This is a genomic window from Pseudomonas fluorescens, from assembly GCF_902497875.1.
GTDB lineage: Bacteria > Pseudomonadota > Gammaproteobacteria > Pseudomonadales > Pseudomonadaceae > Aquipseudomonas > Aquipseudomonas fluorescens_BR.
Map to the genome: position 1 here is coordinate 1 of NZ_CABVHY010000022.1, position 17,563 is coordinate 17,563.

The 17,563-nt window shown below is 60.5% G+C and carries 17 protein-coding genes; 13 read left to right on the forward strand and 4 right to left on the reverse strand.

Translation table 11 applies throughout. From position 1 onward, the window contains the following. The 3 genes from F8N85_RS34590 to F8N85_RS21035 form a co-directional block, all read left to right on the forward strand. A partial coding sequence (locus F8N85_RS34590; protein ID WP_191636226.1) for a transposase occupies positions 1-531 on the forward strand: 531 nt, incomplete at its 5' end. A 200-nt stretch (positions 532-731) separates the two neighbouring features. Next, positions 732-2,399 carry an AMP-binding protein gene (locus F8N85_RS21030; protein ID WP_150805447.1) on the forward strand — a complete coding sequence of 556 codons (1,668 nt, stop codon included), beginning with the start codon at positions 732-734 and terminating at the stop codon, positions 2,397-2,399. A 29-nt stretch (positions 2,400-2,428) separates the two neighbouring features. Continuing rightward, the gene (locus F8N85_RS21035) at positions 2,429-2,872 is read left to right on the forward strand and encodes a hotdog fold thioesterase (protein ID WP_150805448.1); all 444 of its coding nucleotides are present in this window, start codon (positions 2,429-2,431) and stop codon (positions 2,870-2,872) included. Between the two features lie 49 nt (positions 2,873-2,921). On the opposite strand, the gene F8N85_RS21040 is transcribed toward F8N85_RS21035, so the two are convergent. Beyond that, positions 2,922-5,951 (reverse strand): RHS repeat-associated core domain-containing protein, encoded by a 3,030-nt coding sequence (locus tag F8N85_RS21040; RefSeq protein ID WP_150805449.1) that lies wholly within the window; start codon positions 5,949-5,951, stop codon positions 2,922-2,924. Between the two features lie 213 nt (positions 5,952-6,164). Here F8N85_RS21040 and F8N85_RS21045 point away from each other — a divergent pair, with 213 nt between their 5' ends. The 6 genes from F8N85_RS21045 to pyrF all read left to right on the forward strand — a co-directional run bounded on the left by F8N85_RS21045 (position 6,165) and on the right by pyrF (position 11,272). Next, the gene (locus F8N85_RS21045; protein ID WP_150805450.1) at positions 6,165-6,971 is read left to right on the forward strand and encodes an alpha/beta fold hydrolase; all 807 of its coding nucleotides are present in this window, start codon (positions 6,165-6,167) and stop codon (positions 6,969-6,971) included. After that, positions 6,968-7,822, forward strand: a complete 855-nt coding sequence (locus F8N85_RS21050; protein ID WP_150805451.1) for an alpha/beta hydrolase — start codon at positions 6,968-6,970, stop codon at positions 7,820-7,822. The genes F8N85_RS21045 and F8N85_RS21050 overlap by 4 nt, the downstream gene beginning before the upstream one ends. A 50-nt stretch (positions 7,823-7,872) precedes the next feature. Continuing rightward, positions 7,873-8,532 (forward strand): glutathione S-transferase family protein, encoded by a 660-nt coding sequence (locus tag F8N85_RS21055; RefSeq protein WP_150805452.1) that lies wholly within the window; start codon positions 7,873-7,875, stop codon positions 8,530-8,532. Between the two features lie 8 nt (positions 8,533-8,540). Next, positions 8,541-9,347 carry a DUF4892 domain-containing protein gene (locus F8N85_RS21060; protein ID WP_150805453.1) on the forward strand — a complete coding sequence of 269 codons (807 nt, stop codon included), beginning with the start codon at positions 8,541-8,543 and terminating at the stop codon, positions 9,345-9,347. Positions 9,348-9,417: 70 nt separating this feature from the next. Further along, complete coding sequence (locus F8N85_RS21065; RefSeq protein WP_150805454.1) at positions 9,418-10,470, forward strand: AI-2E family transporter; 1,053 nt, start codon at positions 9,418-9,420, stop codon at positions 10,468-10,470. Positions 10,471-10,573: 103 nt separating this feature from the next. Then, positions 10,574-11,272 carry an orotidine-5'-phosphate decarboxylase gene (pyrF, locus tag F8N85_RS21070; RefSeq protein WP_191636227.1) on the forward strand — a complete coding sequence of 233 codons (699 nt, stop codon included), beginning with the start codon at positions 10,574-10,576 and terminating at the stop codon, positions 11,270-11,272. 106 nt (positions 11,273-11,378) lie between these two features. Here the strand turns inward: pyrF and F8N85_RS21075 are convergent, their stop codons facing one another. Beyond that, a complete protein-coding gene (locus tag F8N85_RS21075) occupies positions 11,379-12,386 on the reverse strand; it encodes an NADP-dependent oxidoreductase (protein WP_150805456.1) in 1,008 nt (335 codons plus the stop codon). Positions 12,387-12,609: 223 nt separating this feature from the next. On the opposite strand from F8N85_RS21075, the gene F8N85_RS21080 reads away from it, so the two are divergent. Next, positions 12,610-13,371, forward strand: a complete 762-nt coding sequence (locus tag F8N85_RS21080; RefSeq protein WP_150805457.1) for an SDR family oxidoreductase — start codon at positions 12,610-12,612, stop codon at positions 13,369-13,371. Positions 13,372-13,631: 260 nt separating this feature from the next. On the opposite strand, the gene F8N85_RS21085 is transcribed toward F8N85_RS21080, so the two are convergent. Next, a complete protein-coding gene (locus tag F8N85_RS21085) occupies positions 13,632-14,708 on the reverse strand; it encodes a 3-deoxy-7-phosphoheptulonate synthase (RefSeq protein WP_150805458.1) in 1,077 nt (358 codons plus the stop codon). A gap of 130 nt (positions 14,709-14,838) precedes the next feature. Then, positions 14,839-15,282: a PilZ domain-containing protein gene (locus F8N85_RS21090; RefSeq protein WP_150805459.1), complete on the reverse strand. Its 444-nt coding sequence runs from the start codon at positions 15,280-15,282 to the stop codon at positions 14,839-14,841. Here F8N85_RS21090 and F8N85_RS21095 point away from each other — a divergent pair. The 3 genes from F8N85_RS21095 to F8N85_RS21105 are packed head-to-tail and all read left to right on the forward strand — an operon-like array spanning position 15,281 to position 17,546. Beyond that, positions 15,281-15,667 carry a thioredoxin family protein gene (locus tag F8N85_RS21095; protein ID WP_150805460.1) on the forward strand — a complete coding sequence of 129 codons (387 nt, stop codon included), beginning with the start codon at positions 15,281-15,283 and terminating at the stop codon, positions 15,665-15,667. The genes F8N85_RS21090 and F8N85_RS21095 overlap by 2 nt on opposite strands. Continuing rightward, positions 15,664-16,617 carry a putative 2-dehydropantoate 2-reductase gene (locus F8N85_RS21100; protein ID WP_150805461.1) on the forward strand — a complete coding sequence of 318 codons (954 nt, stop codon included), beginning with the start codon at positions 15,664-15,666 and terminating at the stop codon, positions 16,615-16,617. The genes F8N85_RS21095 and F8N85_RS21100 overlap by 4 nt, the downstream gene beginning before the upstream one ends. Positions 16,618-16,640: 23 nt before the next feature. Then, a complete protein-coding gene (locus tag F8N85_RS21105; RefSeq protein ID WP_150805462.1) occupies positions 16,641-17,546 on the forward strand; it encodes a 5'-nucleotidase in 906 nt (301 codons plus the stop codon). The last annotated feature ends 17 nt before the right edge of the window (positions 17,547-17,563 follow it).

Sequence of the window (17,563 nt, forward strand, 5' to 3'; positions counted from 1 at the left end):
GAACGTAATCGTCTGGATGTGTCCGACGACAGCGTCAAGATTTCGATCAAATCCGTAATCAGCCACATCGAGAAAGAGATTGCCGAAACCAAAAAGGCTCTCAAGAAACACATTGATGACGACCCGGACATGCGCCAAATGCGCGATTTGATGGTGACCATTGATGGCATTGCCGACAAATCGGCGCAAATGCTGTTTGCCGAGCTGGGCGACCTGCGAAAGTATTCGAATCCTCGACAAATGGTGGCGGCGGCGGGCTTAAATCCAAAGCTGGAAGAGTCTGGCCAGCTTAAGGGCCGCACCTTTATCTCGAAAATCGGATCAGCGCGACTCCGAACCGGGCTCTACATGCCAGGTCTGGTGGCGATGCAGCACAACGAAGCGATTATCGCGCTCAAAGAGCGATTGAAAGCCAACGGCAAGGCCCCCAAGCAGATCATCTGTGCAGCAATGCGCAAGCTGCTGCACATCATCTTTGGAGTGATCAAATCGGGCCAGCCCTTTGACCCGAAACTTGCGCTTGCCCGGTGAGAGTTAAGACGGTATCTACGGGTTTTGCGTACAACCGCAATTTAGTAGGTGTACCAGATCGGCGTAGGAGCTGCCGCAGGCTGCGATCTTTTTATGTGCAACACTGCCAATGTCCGTCCTTTGTCTGTGAAATAGTCGACCAAGCAGTTGCTTGGTTGACTACGCTTTCCAGCACACAGAACAAAAAGGGAGCGCATCGCATGTCTGCCGCTTTTCGTTTGCCGCTGGAAATGTTCTACGAGCGGGAAGCTCATCATCCCCTCCAACGTTTCCTGGTCCAGCCACAGGGAGGCGGGCAGGTCGAAACCCTCAGTTGGTCCGACGTCGGTCACCAGGCCCGCTGCGCTGCCCACTGGCTACGCGCGCGGGAGTTGCCGCAAGGCAGCCACATCGCGATCATCTCGAAAAACTGCGCGCACTGGATCATCGCTGATCTGGCGATCTGGATGGCCGGGCATGTGTCTGTCCCGCTGTATCCCAACCTGACGGCCGACTCGGTTGCGCAAGTGCTGGAGCATTCGCAGTCGGTGCTGGTATTTATCGGCAAACTCGATGACTGGCCGGGCATGGCCTCCGGGATCCGCGGCGAATTGCCGACCATCAGCCTGCCACTCTGTCCCGAAGGTTCGTTTGATTACAGTTGGGCCGACCTGCAACGCAGTTCACCGATCCAGGACGACCCGCTGCCCACTGCCACGCAACTGGCGACGATCATCTACACCTCGGGCACCACTGGCTTGCCAAAAGGGGTGATGCACAGTTTCGCCAATCTCGCTTTCGCCACTACCCAGGGCACGCAATTGTTCGGCCTGGGAGAGTCGGATCGGCTGCTGTCGTACCTGCCGCTGTGCCATGTGGCGGAACGGATGTTTGTCGAACTGGCGTCAATCTATACCGGGCAAACGGTGTTTTTCGCCGAGAGCCTGGACACCTTCCTCACCGATCTGAAGCGCGCCCGTCCGACCGCGCTGTTCGGTGTGCCGCGGATCTGGACCAAATTCCAGATGGGCGTGTACAGCAAGATGCCCGCCAAACGCCTGGATTTCCTGCTGGGCTTGCCGATCATTGGCCACCGGGTAGGGCACAAAGTCCTCGCCGGGTTGGGACTGGATGCCTTGCGCATCGCCTTGTCCGGCGCCGCGCCGGTGCCGCAGACCCTGCTCGATTGGTATCAGCGGCTCGGTCTGGATGTGCTGGAAGTCTATGGCATGACCGAGAATTGCGGTTATTCCCACGTTGGGCGTGCAGGGCAGCACACACCAGGCTGGATCGGCGCACCCTGCCCGGGAGTCGAAGTGCGGATCGACGAGACGGGTGAAGTGCAGGTGCGCAGCGCAGCGACCATGCTCGGCTACTACAAGGACCCGCAGAAAACCGCCGAAACCCTGACCGAAGACGGCTTTCTGCGCACCGGCGACAAGGGTGAGCAGGACGCCGAAGGCAATCTGCGCCTGACCGGGCGGCTCAAGGAAATCTTCAAGACCAGCAAGGGCAAATACGTCGCCCCGGCGCCGATTGAAAATCGCCTGGCGGTGCATTCGCGGATCGAGCAGGTGTGTGTGGTCGGGGATGGCTTGAGTGCGCCGCTGGGATTGTGCGTGCTGTCGGCGGTCGGGCATGAGGATGCCAGCGGCGCCGCCCGCAAGGGTTTGCTCTCCAGCCTGGAAACCTTGCTGATAGAGGTCAACGGCGCGCTCGACAAACACGAGCGCTTGCGTCGACTGGTGGTAGTGAAGGACAGTTGGGCCGTGGAAAACGGATTCCTGACCCCCACCTTGAAGATCAAACGCAATGTGATCGAGGCCACCTACGGCGCGCGCTTCCAGGAGTGGAGCGAGCGTGGCGAAGTGGTGCTGTGGCAGGATTGACGCGAATAAAACCAATTAAGGATGTAGCAATGAGTCTATGGCGTACCACTCCCAACATCGAGCAACTGAACACGATCCAGAAAAACACCATTGGCGAAGTGCTGGATATCCGCTTCGAGTCCTTTGACGAAGAGTCCCTGAGCGCAAGCATGGTGATCGACCATCGCACCCATCAGCCTTATGGTTTGCTGCATGGCGGCGCGTCGGTAGTGCTGGCCGAGTCCGTCGGCTCGATGGCCAGCTACCTGTGCATCGATGCCAGCAAGTTCTATTGCGTAGGGCTTGAGATCAACGCCAACCATCTACGCGGCTTGCGCAGCGGGCGGGTGACGGCAGTGGCGCGCGCGATCCACATCGGTCGCACCACCCACGTCTGGGACATCCGCCTGAGCAGCGACGAAGGCAAGGCCAGCTGTGTATCGCGGCTGACCATGGCGGTGGTGCCGCTGGGGCAGACACCGCCGGGGCAGTAAGGACCTCTTGCAACCGTGCCAGCATGACAGCTGCCAGGGGTGATATTGGCTAGAGCGAATAGCGCCGCTGGCCTTGGCGCGGTTCGTTGATACTGAACCCATGGATGACTTGGGGATCGCTTGGGCCCATTGTGTTTTCTGCGGCAGAGGTGGGTACGCCTGTGCCAGTGACCCCGGCGCCAGTGATATCAGCCATTTCAATGTCGTGAGAAAACTCTGCGGTGTTCTGCGAGGTGAATCCACTCAGGCCTGAATCCACCGCAGTCTTCACTGCCAGGCGGTTGCCACCGATTCCGCTGGTGATGCTTCGCGTGAGGGCGTTGCCCAATATGGGGTCTGAGGCGCTGATTACCTCTGCCAGGGGTATGCCGATCAGTTGGCCAAGCGTTGCGAACGTGCCACGGGTTGCAGTGCCGATCAGCAGTTTTGTTCCGTTGACCTTGGGCCCTCCGCCTCTGCCTTTCTTGAACGTCGATTTGGCACTCGTCCCTCGCACGACCGAGGATGCTGCCACCCCGCTGCCTGTAGCTACCCCGGCGACAACAATGCCTTCGATGGCGTGATTGACGCTGAAGTCATTGGCTGGCAGCAGAAGTCCCCCGGCAGCTCCCACCATACCCGCGGCGACCATAGCGGCGAAGGTACCCAGTACAAAGGTGCGTAGTTCGGGAAAGCGGTCCCAGGGGTTGGATGGGCCCAGGTGATTGAGGCTTTGGAAGGTCAGTTCCCGTGCAAAACTGCCAGGCAGGCTGGCGATCGTAGCTATGGCTGGACTGTTGATCCCCGGAGCGATGAAATGGCCAATAAGCGAAGGCGCGGTGCCAATCGATGCACCCAGAATGGCGCCAACGATTGTCCAGGCCCATTGCCGGGAGCTGCTGGATGAATGTCCCCCGGTGTTCGACTGCGCCCAATTGGCCACGCCTGCGCCGACCACTGCACCCATTGCCGCACCGATGAGCGCACCGATCAGGGTCAATGCCCAGTTCACCGGATTGAAAGAACTGAGTAATGCTGCCGCACCGTATCTGACTCCCGCGCCCACCGTCGCCGCAGTGGTTTCACGAAGCAGTGATGCTCCTCCTGCTTGCGCGGCTTCAGATAAGCTCAGACCTTGTATGTCGACATATCTCAATGGATTGCCATGCACCATGGCATACAGATTCAACCCATCGGCAGCCCCCGCTGGGTCCGGGTTGATCCAGCGCGGCCACCACGGTGCGTAATACCTGAACCCGTAGTAATACAGCCCCGTGGCATCGCGTTCCTTGCCTGAGTAGCGAAGGGTCTTGTAGCTGGCTTCGACCTTGTCGCGCCCGGCCCGGCAGGCTGTTCCACCGTAGGGATAGAACCATTCCTGGCTGATCAGGCCGGCATTTTCATCCAGCTCCAATGTGCTCGATCCCAGGTGATCGCTCAGGTTGTAACGCTGTTGATGGTCGGCAATACCCGGTGGCCGGCCTTTTTCCCAATGCAACACCTGCACCGTACTGCGCCCGGCCTGAACCGTGAGGACATACAGGGTCTCATCGGGCGAGGTGCGAATCTCCAGCCCCGGCAAATAACGCACTTCGTGGGTGCGAGTGAGCGTGCCGGTGTAGGCACTGCGGATCTTGCGTTGCCGTTGTCCGGAGCCGTCATAGAGGTAGATTTCGGCATCATGGGGACCCTCTTCACGAACCACCTGATCGACCCGACACAGCTGGTTGCGCACGTCCCACCCCAGCGGTTGGCCGGGTTGCAGCAGCTTCGGGTTGCCGTTGGCATCGAATCCGGCGGCGATCTCGGCTTCCGTCGGCAGTTCGCCATCCGCTTTCTCGGGCAGGCTGCGGTTGCTGAACGTCGAAGTGCCCATGCGCCGAGTCTGGTTCTGGCTGGCGGCGGTGTGCACCAGCACGTCCAGATTACCGCCGGGATCGTAGCGGAAGGTCTGGGTGTAGTTTTCCAGCTGGCTGGGGTCGGCAGGCGACTGGAATGCCGGCAACTGCGGGCCGATCAGGCCGTTAATCGCCTGACGACCGGTAGCTTTGGTCAGTTGATACAACGTGTCGTATTCGTAGGTGTTGAGCGCTTCGATCCGCTGGTTGCGAAAGTAACGGACCGGTTGGGCAGCGTCCCTGACCTTTAGAGGGTTGCCGACCGGATCGTAGTCATAGCGCAAATCCTGCAGCGCAGCTTGCCCGGGAACCTGGGCCTTGAGCTGTTGCAGTCGACCGTCCAGCGCTGAGTAAGTGGCACAGGAGACGACGTTATTACCGGCGGTTTGCCGTTCGATCTGGCCGAAGGCGTTGTACTGGATCGCGCTGACCAGGGTCAGGGCAGAGCCTTCGGCGAGTTTCAGATGAGTTTCGCGCAACTGCCCGGCGATGGTCTGGCTGAACGACTGGATGTTGCCTTGCGCATCGGTCTGACTGAAGAGCTCGCCCGCGGCGTCGTAGCTGAACCGGGTGGTGGCACCCGTGGTTTCCAGCAGCAGGTCGCGGTCGGCCACTGCTTCTGGCCAGTGCGCACAGGTTTCATAGTCTTCGAGAAAATAGCGGGTCTGTGCAAGTGACGCGCCTGCCAGGCTGAACTCGGGAAAATGTCGGGTGCCGGCCGTATCGTCATGGCGAATCAACTGGCCGCACTGGTTGCGGCTAGCAGACTCAGCCGTTGGTTCGGCATAGGTAAAACACGCACTGCGTCGCTCCGGCTCGTCGGCTGGCTGTTCATAACCCATCATGGGCCGCAGCAGGTGGTCATAGTCGATGCGACTGTGATTGAGTTTTTGGTCCCAGCTCTCCAACCATTGCCCGGCTTCTCCCGCCAGGCTCAGGCGCCAGCCGGCATCCACGCTGTCGCTCAGCAGGACGCTGCCCGACAGGCTGAACACCCTGGAAAGATTGGCCCGGGCCTGCGGTTCGCGCTCAAGAAGTTTGAACAGTCGCGGGTCGTGGCTATGGGTGGCTCGCCCGGCAGCATCGTAGGTCTGTCGGGAGATGCGGGCCTCAAGGGTCGAGCCACGGTGATAGGCCACAGCACGCACGGCGAGCCCGCGAGGATCGATCATCTTGAGTGTCGGGGTGTGCGCATGCAGCATGGCCAGCTCCGTGGCGGCGACTTCGGGGTTGATGAAAGTCGCGAGGTTCCTTTATTCGCTCGTGTCGATTTGCTGTCAACTGTCAGAACTAACAGGTATGCCGGCCGAAATAGCCGCGGCAGGACTGTCATCATTCCTGGCAGTTACGGTCATTGCTGTTCTTCACCGGCTTGCGGACAATCAAGGCTTGATTTCGCTTATGGATTAGCCGGTATGTCGCAGCAGATATTTTTCGCTCACGCCAATGGCTTCCCTTCGGCCACCTACGGCAAGTTGTTCGCCGCGCTGGCGCCGGAATATGAGGTTGCCTATCTGCAGCAACACGCCCACGATCCGCGTTTCCCGGTGGACGACAACTGGCTGAACCTGGTGGATGAACTGATTCATCACCTTGAGCAGCAACCTGAACCGGTATGGGGCGTGGGCCATTCCTTTGGCGGTGTTCTGCATTTGCACGCGGCATTGCGTTGCCCGCAACTCTACCGCGGGGTGGTGATGCTCGATTCGCCGGTGCTGACCCGCGCCGATCAGTGGGTGATCCACGCAGCCAAGCGCTTTGGTTTTATCGATCGACTGACCCCGGCCGGCCGCACGCTCGGGCGACGGGAAGAGTTCGCCGATCTGGAAACCGCGCGCAATTACTTCGCCGGGAAAACCCTGTTTCGCGGCTTCGACCCGGAATGCTTCGACGCTTACCTGCAACACGGCTTGCACAAGGTCGGCGATCGTCTGCGCTTGAGTTTTGACCCCGCGACGGAAATCAGCATCTACCGTGGCGTCCCGCATGTAAGCCCCGGTCGTGCACGGCAGTTGAAAGTGCCGCTGGCGGTGGTCCGTGGACGGCAGAGCCGGGTGGTGATGCGCCATCACGCCAGCTCGGTCGGGCGTCTACCCCACGGCGAATCGCTGACCATGCCCGGCGGGCATATGTTTCCCCTCGAACGTCCACAGGACACCGCCACGTTGCTGAAGAATCTGTTCAGTCGCTGGGAAAGCCGCCGCGAGCGAAATTGCGCATGAAAACCCCGGTTGAAGAAGTTCGCCTGAGCCTGCCGCATATCGAGTTGGCCGCGCACTTGTTTGGTCCCGAAGACGGCGTGCCGGTGATTGCCTTGCACGGCTGGCTGGACAACGCCAACAGCTTCGCGCGGCTGGCGCCCAAGCTCTCGGGGTTGCGCATCGTAGCGCTGGACATGGCCGGGCATGGTCATTCCGGGCATCGGCCACTTGGCGCCAGTTACGCGCTATGGGATTACGTCTACGACGTACTGCAAGTCGCCGAGCAACTGGGCTGGAAGCGCTTTGCCCTGCTCGGGCACTCGTTGGGGGCGATCGTATCGCTGGTGCTGGCCGGCGCGCTGCCGGAGCGCGTGAGCCACCTGGCGCTGATCGACGGAGTCATTCCTCCTACCGCCAAAAGCGACAATGCTGCCGAACGAATGGGCATGGCCCTGCAAGCGCAACTGGACCTGCAGGACAAGCGCAAACCGGTCTACAGCACCCTGGACCGCGCCATCGAAGCACGGATGAAAGGCTTGGTGGCGGTCAGTCGGGAAGCGGCGGAGTTGCTCGCTCAGCGCGGGCTGATGCCGGTACCGGGCGGCTATACCTGGCGCAGCGACAGTCGTCTGACCCTGGCTTCGCCGCTGCGCCTGACCGAAGAGCAGGCGATGACTTTCGTCCAGCGCATCAGTTGCCCGGCCCGGCTGGTGGTCGCCGCTGACGGCATGTTGGCGCAACATCCGGAATTACTGGAGCGTCTACCCTTTAGCCGTGAACAGCTGCCTGGCGGCCATCATTTGCACCTGAATGACGAGCCCGGGGCCGCCCTTGTTGCAGACTGTTTCAATCGGTTCTTCGCCGTTCCTTGACTTGCAGCGGGCAACTGTCGAGGCTGGGCGGGTTGAAATGGGAGACAACCATGATAGATCTCTACACCGCTGCGACCCCGAATGGCCACAAGGTCTCTATCGTGCTCGAGGAACTCGGCCTGCCTTACACAGTGCATGCCTTGAGTTTCGACAAAAAGGAACAGAAGGCTGCAGATTTTCTCAAGATCAATCCCAATGGCCGGATTCCGGCGATTGTCGATCGCGCCAATGGCGACTTCGCCGTGTTCGAATCCGGCGCCATCCTTATCTACCTGGCCGAGCTGACCGGGAAGCTGATGCCCAAGGACGCCAAGGGCCGCTCGCGGGTGATCCAGTGGTTGATGTTCCAGATGGGCGGCATCGGCCCGATGCAGGGCCAGGCCAATGTGTTTTTCCGCTATTTCCCGGAGCAGCTCCAGGGCGCCATCGACCGCTATCAACATGAAACCCGCCGCTTGTATGAAGTGCTGGATACTCGCCTGCAAGCGGCCGAGTTTCTGGCCGGCGACTACAGTATTGCCGACATCGCGACCTTTCCCTGGGTCCGTGGCCATGAGTGGTCCGGGGTCTCGGTAGATGGCTTGCCGGCCTTGCAGCGCTGGATGTCCACCCTGGAGGCCCGCCCGGCAGTGCAGCGCGGCTTGCTGGTACCGCCGCGCATCGACGATGCGAGTATCGTCAAAGGCGCCCAGGCCATGCTTATCCGATGAGAGTATCCATGCGTTTAATCAGTATGCTCGGGCTGGCCTGTTTCAGTCCGCTGTTGTTCGCTGCCGATGTTCCCGGCAGCCAGGATTTACCCATAGTGCCGCGGTTACCCGATGCGCAGATTGTCGACTACCGGCCAACCGCGGAGCTGGAGCGGATCTATCCTTTGGGGTCGATTCGAAAAATCAGTGGCCAGTTGCGTTTCGACGGTCAGGTCAGCGCCCGCGGGCAAGCCACTTCCGTGACCTACCAGTTACCGCCCGAGCATTCGTCCACCGAAGCGTTTACCGCCGCCCGTGAAGCCTTGCAGAAGCAGGGCGCGGAGCTGTTGTTCTGGTGCCAGGCCCGCAATTGCGGGGAAAGCAGCCTGTGGGCCAACGAGGTCTTCGGCAATGCCAAGCTCTATGGCTCCGACGAGCAGCAGGCTTACCTGCTGCTGCGTCTGGCGGCACCCCGGGACAATTCGCTGGTGGCCCTGTACAGCATCACTCGCGGCAATCGCCGGGCTTACTTGCATGTAGAGCAGTTTGACGCCAGCACAGCCCTTGGCGAGCTGATGCCGACTTCCGCGACTTTGTTGCGTCAACTCAAGGACACCGGCGAGCTGGACTTTCCGAAGCTCAACGGTGAACCGATACCGACCTGGTTGACCTTGTTGTCACGCGCCCTGAACCTCGATACCACGATGCGGGTCGGTGTCTCCGGCCCCCATGCCGAGACCTGGCGCCAAGCGCTGATCGGGCAGGGCGTGCTGGCGGCGCGGATGGAGACGGGGAGCGATAAAGCAACGGGTCTGCGTATCGAACTGCTGCGATAAATGTCCTCAAGGCGACCGAGCCTGGCCGTTCGCCTACTCTTTGTTGGTTGATATTTTCACGAGATTTTCCATGCCCAATAACGATCGCCTGTTGGTGCAGATCCTGCTTCTGGTGTTGTTCGGCGCCAGCTTCTGGGTCATGGCTCCGTTCTGGTCGGCACTGTTCTGGGGCGCGGTGCTGGCGTTTGCCAGTTGGCCGCTGATGCGGTTGCTGACTCGTTGGCTCAATGACCGCGAGTCCCTGGCCGCCGCGCTCCTGACCCTCTGCTGGATGTTGCTGGTGGCGGTTCCGCTGGTCTGGCTCGGCTTCAATCTGGCCGATCACGTGCGTGACGCCGTGGCGTTCATCAAGGACGTGCAGGTCGATGGCCTTCCCGAAGCCCCGACCTGGCTGGCGGGCATTCCTTTTGTCGGCGGGCGGCTGCTCGGGATCTGGAACAGCATCGACCAACAGGGCGCGGCGATGATGCTCGCGGTCAAACCCTATCTGGGGCAGGTCGGCAACTGGTTGCTGGCTCGCAGCGCACAGATCGGCGGGGGGATTCTCGAGCTGACCTTGAGCATCGTCTTTGTATTTTTCTTCTATCGCGACGGGCCGCGCCTGGCGATGTTCGTCCATCGTCTGCTGGAACGGTTGATCGGCGATCGCGCCGGTTATTACATCGAACTGGTGGCGGGCACGGTCCAGCGGGTGGTCAACGGCGTGATCGGCACGGCGGCCGCGCAAGCCGTCCTGGCGCTGATCGGCTTCCTGATCGCTGGTGTGCCGGGCGCGCTGGTGCTGGGGATCGTCACCTTTCTGCTCAGCCTGATTCCCATGGGCCCGCCGCTGGTGTGGATTCCCGCGACCGCCTGGCTGGCCTGGAAAGGCGAATACGGCATGGCAGTGTTCCTCGGGGCCTGGGGCATGTTCATCATCAGTGGCGTCGACAACGTGCTCAAACCCTACCTGATCAGCCGTGGCGGCAATCTGCCGCTGGTGATCGTCCTGCTCGGGGTGTTTGGCGGCTTGATCGCGTTTGGCTTTATCGGCCTGTTCATCGGACCGACCCTGCTGGCCGTGGCCTATAGCCTGTTGACCGACTGGAGCACCAGTCAGGTAAAGGTGGATGACAAGCGCTGATCCACACGTCAGTCTCGAGAATGAATTACCGATCATTGGGTCCCGCATTGATGCAGGTTCCGCTACAATGCGCGCCGATTTCGACTTGCCTGAGAGCCTACTCATGTCCGCCTGCCAGACTCCTATCATCGTCGCCCTGGATTTCCCCACCCGTGACGCCGCGCTGAAGCTGGCCGATCAGCTGGACCCGAAACTGTGCCGGGTCAAAGTCGGCAAGGAGCTGTTCACCAGCTGTGCCGCAGAGATCGTCGGGACCTTGCGTGACAAGGGTTTCGAAGTCTTCCTCGACTTGAAATTCCACGACATCCCGAACACCACGGCGATGGCCGTCAAGGCTGCTGCGGAAATGGGTGTGTGGATGGTCAACGTCCATTGCTCCGGCGGCTTGCGCATGATGGCCGCCTGCCGTGAAGTGCTCGACCAGCGTAGCGGTCCCAAGCCGCTGCTGATCGGCGTGACCGTGCTGACCAGCATGGAGCGCGAGGACCTGGCGGGAATCGGTCTGGACATCGAGCCTCAGGAGCAAGTGCTGCGTCTGGCGGCGTTGGCGGAAAAAGCCGGGATGGACGGTCTGGTCTGCTCGGCACTGGAAGCTCAGGCCTTGAAAGCCGCGCATCCGTCCCTGCAACTGGTGACGCCGGGGATTCGTCCGGCGGGCAGCGCCCAGGATGACCAGCGTCGCATCCTTACGCCACGTCAGGCGCTGGATGCCGGTTCCGACTACCTGGTGATCGGCCGTCCGATCAGCCAGGCCGCCGATCCGGCCAAGGCGCTGGCTGCGGTGGTGGCCGAACTGGCATAAAGATCAAAAGATCGCAGCCTGCGGCAGCTCCTACAGGGTGTACATCAATCCCGTAGGAACTGCCGATAGGCTGCGATCTTTTAGGGCCGCACAGCGATGTCCGACCTTAAGATACCTTCAACACCAACTTGCCAAAGTTCTCGCCGCTGAACAGTTTCATCAGGGTTTCCGGGAACGTCTCCAGTCCTTCGACGATATCTTCCTTGCTCTTGAGCTGACCCTTGGCCATCCAGCCGGCCATTTCCTGCCCCGCGGCGGCGAATTGAGCGGCATAGTCCATCACCACAAAGCCTTCCATGCGTGCACGATTGACCAGCAGCGACAGGTAGTTGGCCGGGCCTTTCACCGCCTCTTTGTTGTTGTACTGGCTGATGGCGCCGCAGATCACCACGCGGGCTTTCAGGTTCAGACGGCTGAGCACTGCGTCGAGAATATCGCCGCCGACGTTATCGAAATACACATCGACACCTTTCGGGCATTCGCGCTTGAGCCCGGCGACCACGTCTTCGCTTTTGTAATCGATGGCGCCATCGAAGCCCAGTTCGTCGATCAGGAATGTGCACTTGTCCTGGCCACCGGCGATGCCCACTACACGGCAACCCTTGATCTTGGCGATCTGCCCGGCAATGCTGCCCACTGCACCCGCCGCGCCCGAGATCACCACGGTTTCACCAGCCTTGGGAGCGCCGACGTCGAGCAGGGCGAAGTACGCGGTCATTCCGGTCATGCCCAACGCTGACAAATAGCGCGGCAGCGGTGCCAGTTTTGGATCGACTTTGTAGAAGCCGCGTGGCTCGCCGAGGAAATAATCCTGCACCCCGAGGGCACCGTTGACGTAGTCACCGACGGCAAAGCCCGGGTTATTCGAGGCCACGACCTGGCCAACGCCCAGCGCGCGCATCACTTCGCCAATGCCCACTGGCGGAATATAGGACTTGCCTTCGTTCATCCAGCCACGCATGGCCGGATCCAGCGACAGGTATTGGTTCTTGACCAGGATCTGACCCGCCGCCGGTTCGCCGACCGGTACTTGCTGATAAGTGAAGGTCTCGCGGGTCGCCGCGCCCACCGGGCGTTTGGCGAGGAGGAATTGGCGATTGGTCTGGGCAGTCATGAAAGGCACTCAATGATGAATGAAGTCTGATTGATAGACCCTGATGACCAATGTCGCAAGGTTTGCTGATGCAGCGAATAGGCGGTGATCGAATCGGGTGATAGTCACTAGCGTCTTTATCACTGCAACCCATAAGTGTTCAACCGGCCTTCTGATAGTGCTGCCGCGTCCCGGGTCGCTGTGACTAGACTGCGATCACCCGCATTTCATCGAGGACATAACAATGAGCATGACATTTTCCGGCCAGGTCGCATTGGTCACTGGCGCAGCGGCCGGTATTGGCCGCGCAACGGCCCAGGCGTTTGCCGCCGAAGGCTTGAAAGTGGTGGTCGCGGACCTGGATGTGGCGGGAGGCGAGGGCACCGTTGAGCTGATTCGCGCAGCCGGCGGCGACGCGGTTTTCGTGCGTTGCAACGTGACCCTGGAAACCGATGTGCAGCAGTTGATGGAGCAAGCGGTCAGCGCCTACGGCCGGGTCGATTACGCCTTCAACAATGCCGGGATCGAGATTGAAAAGGGCAAGCTGGCGGACGGCACCCTCGATGAGTTCGACGCGATCATGGGAGTCAACGTCAAGGGTGTCTGGCTGTGCATGAAATACCAACTGCCGCTGATGCTCGCCCAGGGTGGCGGCGCCATCGTCAACACCGCCTCGGTGGCTGGCCTGGGTGCGGCACCGAAGATGAGCATCTACGCGGCGTCGAAACACGCAGTGATCGGTCTGACCAAATCGGCGGCCATCGAGTATGCGAAAAAGAAAATCCGCGTCAATGCCGTTTGCCCCGCAGTGATCGACACCGACATGTTCCGTCGGGCCTATGAGGCTGATCCCAAGAAGGCCGAATTCGCCGCCGCCATGCACCCGGTCGGTCGCATCGGCACTGTCGAAGAGATTGCCAGCGCCGTGCTCTATCTGTGCAGCGATGGCGCCGCGTTCACCACCGGTCACGCCCTGGCGGTGGACGGCGGGGCGACGGCGATCTGATCGTCGTGTTCAGCAGGTATAAAAAAACCGGAATCCTTTAACAGATTCCGGTTTTTTTTTGATCAGAAAATTGTGCGTCGAACACTACACCTTGTGGCGAGGGAGCTTGTTGTGGCGAGGGGGTTTGCCCCCGTTCGGCTGCGAAGCAGTCGTAAATCAGTGACTGCGTTTTATCTGGAGAACCGCGCCGAATGGTTTTGGGACCGCTTCGCGCTCCAGCGGGGGCAAGCCCCCTCGCCACAACAAGCCCCTCACCACAGTTATCCGCGATCACGCTTCGGTAGCACATCCTTGAGCTTGGCATGCATGCTGCGTAAGGTTTTTTCGGTGGCGGCCCAGTCGATGCAGGCATCGGTAATGGAGACACCGTATTGCAGATCGGCCAGGTCCTTCGGAATTGCCTGGCAACCCCAGTTCAAATGGCTTTCGACCATCAAGCCGATGATCGACTGGTTGCCTTCGAGGATCTGGTTGGCGACGTTCTCCATCACCAGCGGTTGCAGTGCCGGGTCCTTGTTGGAGTTGGCGTGGCTGCAATCGACCATGATGTTCGGCTTGATCTTCGCCTTGTTCAGCGCTTGCTCGCAGAGCGCGACGCTGACTGAATCGTAGTTCGGCTTGCCATTGCCACCGCGCAGCACCACGTGACCGTAGGCGTTGCCCTTGGTGGTGACGATCGACACGCCACCTTCCTGGTTGATACCGAGGAAGCGGTGAGGGCTGGAAACCGACTGCAGGGCGTTGATCGCCACGGTCAGGCCACCGTCGGTGCCGTTCTTGAAGCCGACCGCCGAGGACAGGCCGGAAGCCATTTCGCGGTGAGTCTGGGATTCGGTGGTGCGTGCGCCGATGGCCGACCAACTGATCAGGTCCTGCAAGTACTGCGGCGAGATCGGATCGAGGGCTTCGGTGGCGGTCGGCAGGCCCATTTCAGCCAGGTCCAGCAGCAATTGACGACCGATGTGCAGACCGTCCTGAATCTTGAACGAGTCATCCAGGTACGGATCGTTGATCAAGCCTTTCCAGCCGACGGTGGTGCGCGGTTTCTCGAAATAAACCCGCATCACCAGATAAAGGGTGTCGGACACTTCCGCAGCGAGCGCCTTGAGGCGCTCGGCGTATTCGTGTGCGGCCTTGAGGTCGTGGATCGAGCAAGGCCCGATGACGACGAACAGGCGGTGGTCGGTGCCATCAAGAATGTTGCGAATGACTTCGCGGCCCTTGGTCACAGTGCGCAGGGCAGCGTCACTCAAGGGAATCTCACGCTTGAGCTGATCAGGAGTGATCAGGGTCTCGTTGGAGGCGACGTTTAGGTCGTTGATCGGTAAATCAGCCATCGTTTACTCGTCAGGTCACGGGTGCCGGCCGCCAGCGATCCCCGCGCGGCGGAGCACAGCAGATTTAAGCGCGTCGGGGAGCCGAACCTTAGCGCGTTACACTGTGGCTCGACAATGGGCAAGCGCGGGTTTAATCCAGCACTGGCTGCATAAAAGCCTGTCGGACGTTGTCATGGGAGAACTCATCGGCATGTTGCTGGACCCATTCCAGTGCCACGGCCTCGACGCCCTGTTGCTCGGTCTGCGGCTCGTGCAGGCGACAATAACGCGTCATCTGGCACACCTGTTCGCCCATGCGCGCGCAGAACAACGTCTGTTCGTCGACAAAAGCAATCCCGACCAAATACCCTCGCTTGCGTCGCAGACACCAGACCACATAGCCCAGGTAGCAGGCATTTTCGCCGAGAGTTGGCATGCGCACTTCCAGTGCGGTCCCGTAGCGCCAGGCTCGGTGATAATTGCAAGCCATGCCACCGAGGCTGATAGAGTGCAGCTGTTGGCGAGAAATACACTCTCGTCTACGTAAGGTCAACTCGACCGGAACATCATCAGGATGAGGTAGAAAACGTCTCATGAACGCGGACTCCGAGTCTCGGTTACTTGACATTGTTTCACCCAGTATAGTGGCCCAATCGCAGCTGACTGATTTCGACGCCGATCAACAGCTGTTGGCGATGAACGGCGTGTCGCTGGTGATCTTCACCAGTGTCGGTTGCGCCAGTTGCCGCTGGGCCCGCCAGCAGTTGCCCGGCCTGGATCTGGTGGTCGATCGGCTGTGCTGGATCGATGCGGGGCACAACGGTGGGGTGGTCGAGCGCTATCAGGTATTTCATTTGCCGGCGCTGTTCGTGGTGCGTGATGGCGAGTTTTACGGGGCCTTGCAGTCGCGGCTGACGCGCAATGAGCTCAATGAGGCCGTGGGTCATGCGCTGAGTCGAGTTCCAGAGGAGTTGCCATGAGGGGTGCAGTGCCGCGAATCGGCATTATCGGTACCGGAGCGATCGGCGGTTTTTACGGGGTGATGCTGGCGCGTGCCGGGTTTGATGTGCACTTTCTGTTGCGCAGTGAATTTGCCGCGGTTGCCGAACACGGCGTGCAACTCAACAGCGCCGTGCATGGCGAATTGACCTTGAATCCGGTCCAGGCCTATTCCTCGGCAGACGACATGCCGCCGTGTGACTGGTTGCTGGTGGGCGCGAAAACCACCAGCAACGCCGAGCTTGCACCGGCGATCATCAAGGCCGCTGCCGCAGGAGCCAAAGTGCTGCTGTTGCAGAACGGACTGGACGTCGAAGACAGTCTGCGCGAGCTGTTACCGGATTCGCTGCACCTGCTGGGTGGCCTGTGTTTTATCTGCGTGCATCGCGCAGCCCCGGGTGTGATCGAACATCAGGCGCTGGGTACGGTGAACGTCGGTTACCACAGCGGCCCGGCCCTGGCCGATGCGCCGGCACGCCAGACGATCGTCGAGCAAGGCGCCGGGCTGTTTCGCCAGGCCGGTATCGACTCTCAGGCCATGGCCAACCTGCAGCAGGCGCGCTGGCAAAAACTGGTCTGGAATGTACCGTACAACGGTCTTTCAGTACTGCTGGGCGCCAGTACCACGCCGTTGATGGCCGATGCCAGCAGTCGCGAGCTGATTCAGGCGCTGATGGCCGAAGTGGTGCAGGGCGCGCTTGCCTGCGGTCATACGATGCCGCCGGGTTATGCCGAACATCTGTTCAAGGTGACGGAAAAGATGCCGGACTATTGGCCGAGCATGTACCACGATTATCTGCATAAACGCCCGTTGGAATTGTTGGCGATCTACGCCAGGCCTCTGGCCGTTGCCAGGGCCGCAGGCTGCGAGCTGCCGAAAATCGAGGCGTTGTATCAGGCGTTGAGTTTTATCGATCGGCGTAATGGCTGAATCTGTCAGCCAGGGGGAGCGAAATGGCAAAGGGTTTGGGCGACAAGCTGGTAGTGGCGATTTCCTCACGGGCACTCTTCGATTTAACCGAGAGCCATAAGGTTTACCTGGCGCACGGAGTCGAAGCCTATCGCCAGTATCAGATCGAGCATGAGGACGAGTTCCTTGAGCCGGGCGATGCGTTACCCCTGGTCAAAAAACTGCTCAGTCTCAATGCCAGCCTCGGTCGCGCGCGAGTCGAGGTGGTGCTGGTTTCACGCAATAGCGCCGATACCGGTTTGCGCGTATTCAACTCGATCCAGCATTACGGCCTCGATATTTCCCGCGCCGCCTTTGTCGGTGGGCGCAGTCCCTATCCCTATCTGGCGGCCTTTGGCTGCGATCTGTTTCTGTCGACCCACGCCGAGGATGTACGCAGCGCACTGGACGCCGGTTTCGCCGCGGCGACCATTCTCTCCGGTGGTGCCCGGCGGGCGGCCAGTGGCGAATTACGTATCGCTTTCGATGGCGACGCGGTGTTGTTTTCCGATGAGTCCGAGCGCATCTATCAGTCGGGCGGGCTCGAAGCCTTCCAGGCCAGTGAGCGCGAGTCGGCTCGCGAGCCACTGCGCGGCGGGCCGTTCAAAGGCTTCCTGGCGGCGCTCTATCTGCTGCAGCGAGAGTTTCCCGACGACGCCTGTCCGATTCGCACGGCGCTGGTAACCGCACGTTCGGCGCCGGCCCACGAGCGGGTAATCCGGACCTTGCGCGAGTGGGACATTCGTCTGGACGAGTCCTTGTTTCTCGGCGGTCTGGCGAAGTCGGCGTTTCTTGAAGCCTTCGCCGCCGATGTGTTTTTCGACGATCAGGCCGGTCATTGCGAATTGGCCCGTGAGGTGGTCGCCACTGGTCACGTCCCTCACGGCATCAGTAATGAGCAGAAGGTTTAAGCCCGGCGTTCAAGGCT

Coding starts and splice junctions, on each gene's coding strand:
- F8N85_RS21040 (WP_150805449.1), bottom strand. CDS start 5,951: ATGCTGCATGCGCACACCCCGACACTCAAGATGATCGATCCTCGCGGG.
- F8N85_RS21045 (WP_150805450.1), top strand. CDS start 6,165: ATGTCGCAGCAGATATTTTTCGCTCACGCCAATGGCTTCCCTTCGGCC.
- F8N85_RS21090 (WP_150805459.1), bottom strand. CDS start 15,282: ATGAGACGTTTTCTACCTCATCCTGATGATGTTCCGGTCGAGTTGACC.
- F8N85_RS21080 (WP_150805457.1), top strand. CDS start 12,610: ATGAGCATGACATTTTCCGGCCAGGTCGCATTGGTCACTGGCGCAGCG.
- F8N85_RS21085 (WP_150805458.1), bottom strand. CDS start 14,708: ATGGCTGATTTACCGATCAACGACCTAAACGTCGCCTCCAACGAGACC.
- F8N85_RS21030 (WP_150805447.1), top strand. CDS start 732: ATGTCTGCCGCTTTTCGTTTGCCGCTGGAAATGTTCTACGAGCGGGAA.
- pyrF (WP_191636227.1), top strand. CDS start 10,574: ATGTCCGCCTGCCAGACTCCTATCATCGTCGCCCTGGATTTCCCCACC.
- F8N85_RS21100 (WP_150805461.1), top strand. CDS start 15,664: ATGAGGGGTGCAGTGCCGCGAATCGGCATTATCGGTACCGGAGCGATC.
- F8N85_RS21035 (WP_150805448.1), top strand. CDS start 2,429: ATGAGTCTATGGCGTACCACTCCCAACATCGAGCAACTGAACACGATC.
- F8N85_RS21095 (WP_150805460.1), top strand. CDS start 15,281: ATGAACGCGGACTCCGAGTCTCGGTTACTTGACATTGTTTCACCCAGT.
- F8N85_RS21055 (WP_150805452.1), top strand. CDS start 7,873: ATGATAGATCTCTACACCGCTGCGACCCCGAATGGCCACAAGGTCTCT.
- F8N85_RS21075 (WP_150805456.1), bottom strand. CDS start 12,386: ATGACTGCCCAGACCAATCGCCAATTCCTCCTCGCCAAACGCCCGGTG.
- F8N85_RS21060 (WP_150805453.1), top strand. CDS start 8,541: ATGCGTTTAATCAGTATGCTCGGGCTGGCCTGTTTCAGTCCGCTGTTG.
- F8N85_RS21065 (WP_150805454.1), top strand. CDS start 9,418: ATGCCCAATAACGATCGCCTGTTGGTGCAGATCCTGCTTCTGGTGTTG.
- F8N85_RS21105 (WP_150805462.1), top strand. CDS start 16,641: ATGGCAAAGGGTTTGGGCGACAAGCTGGTAGTGGCGATTTCCTCACGG.
- F8N85_RS21050 (WP_150805451.1), top strand. CDS start 6,968: ATGAAAACCCCGGTTGAAGAAGTTCGCCTGAGCCTGCCGCATATCGAG.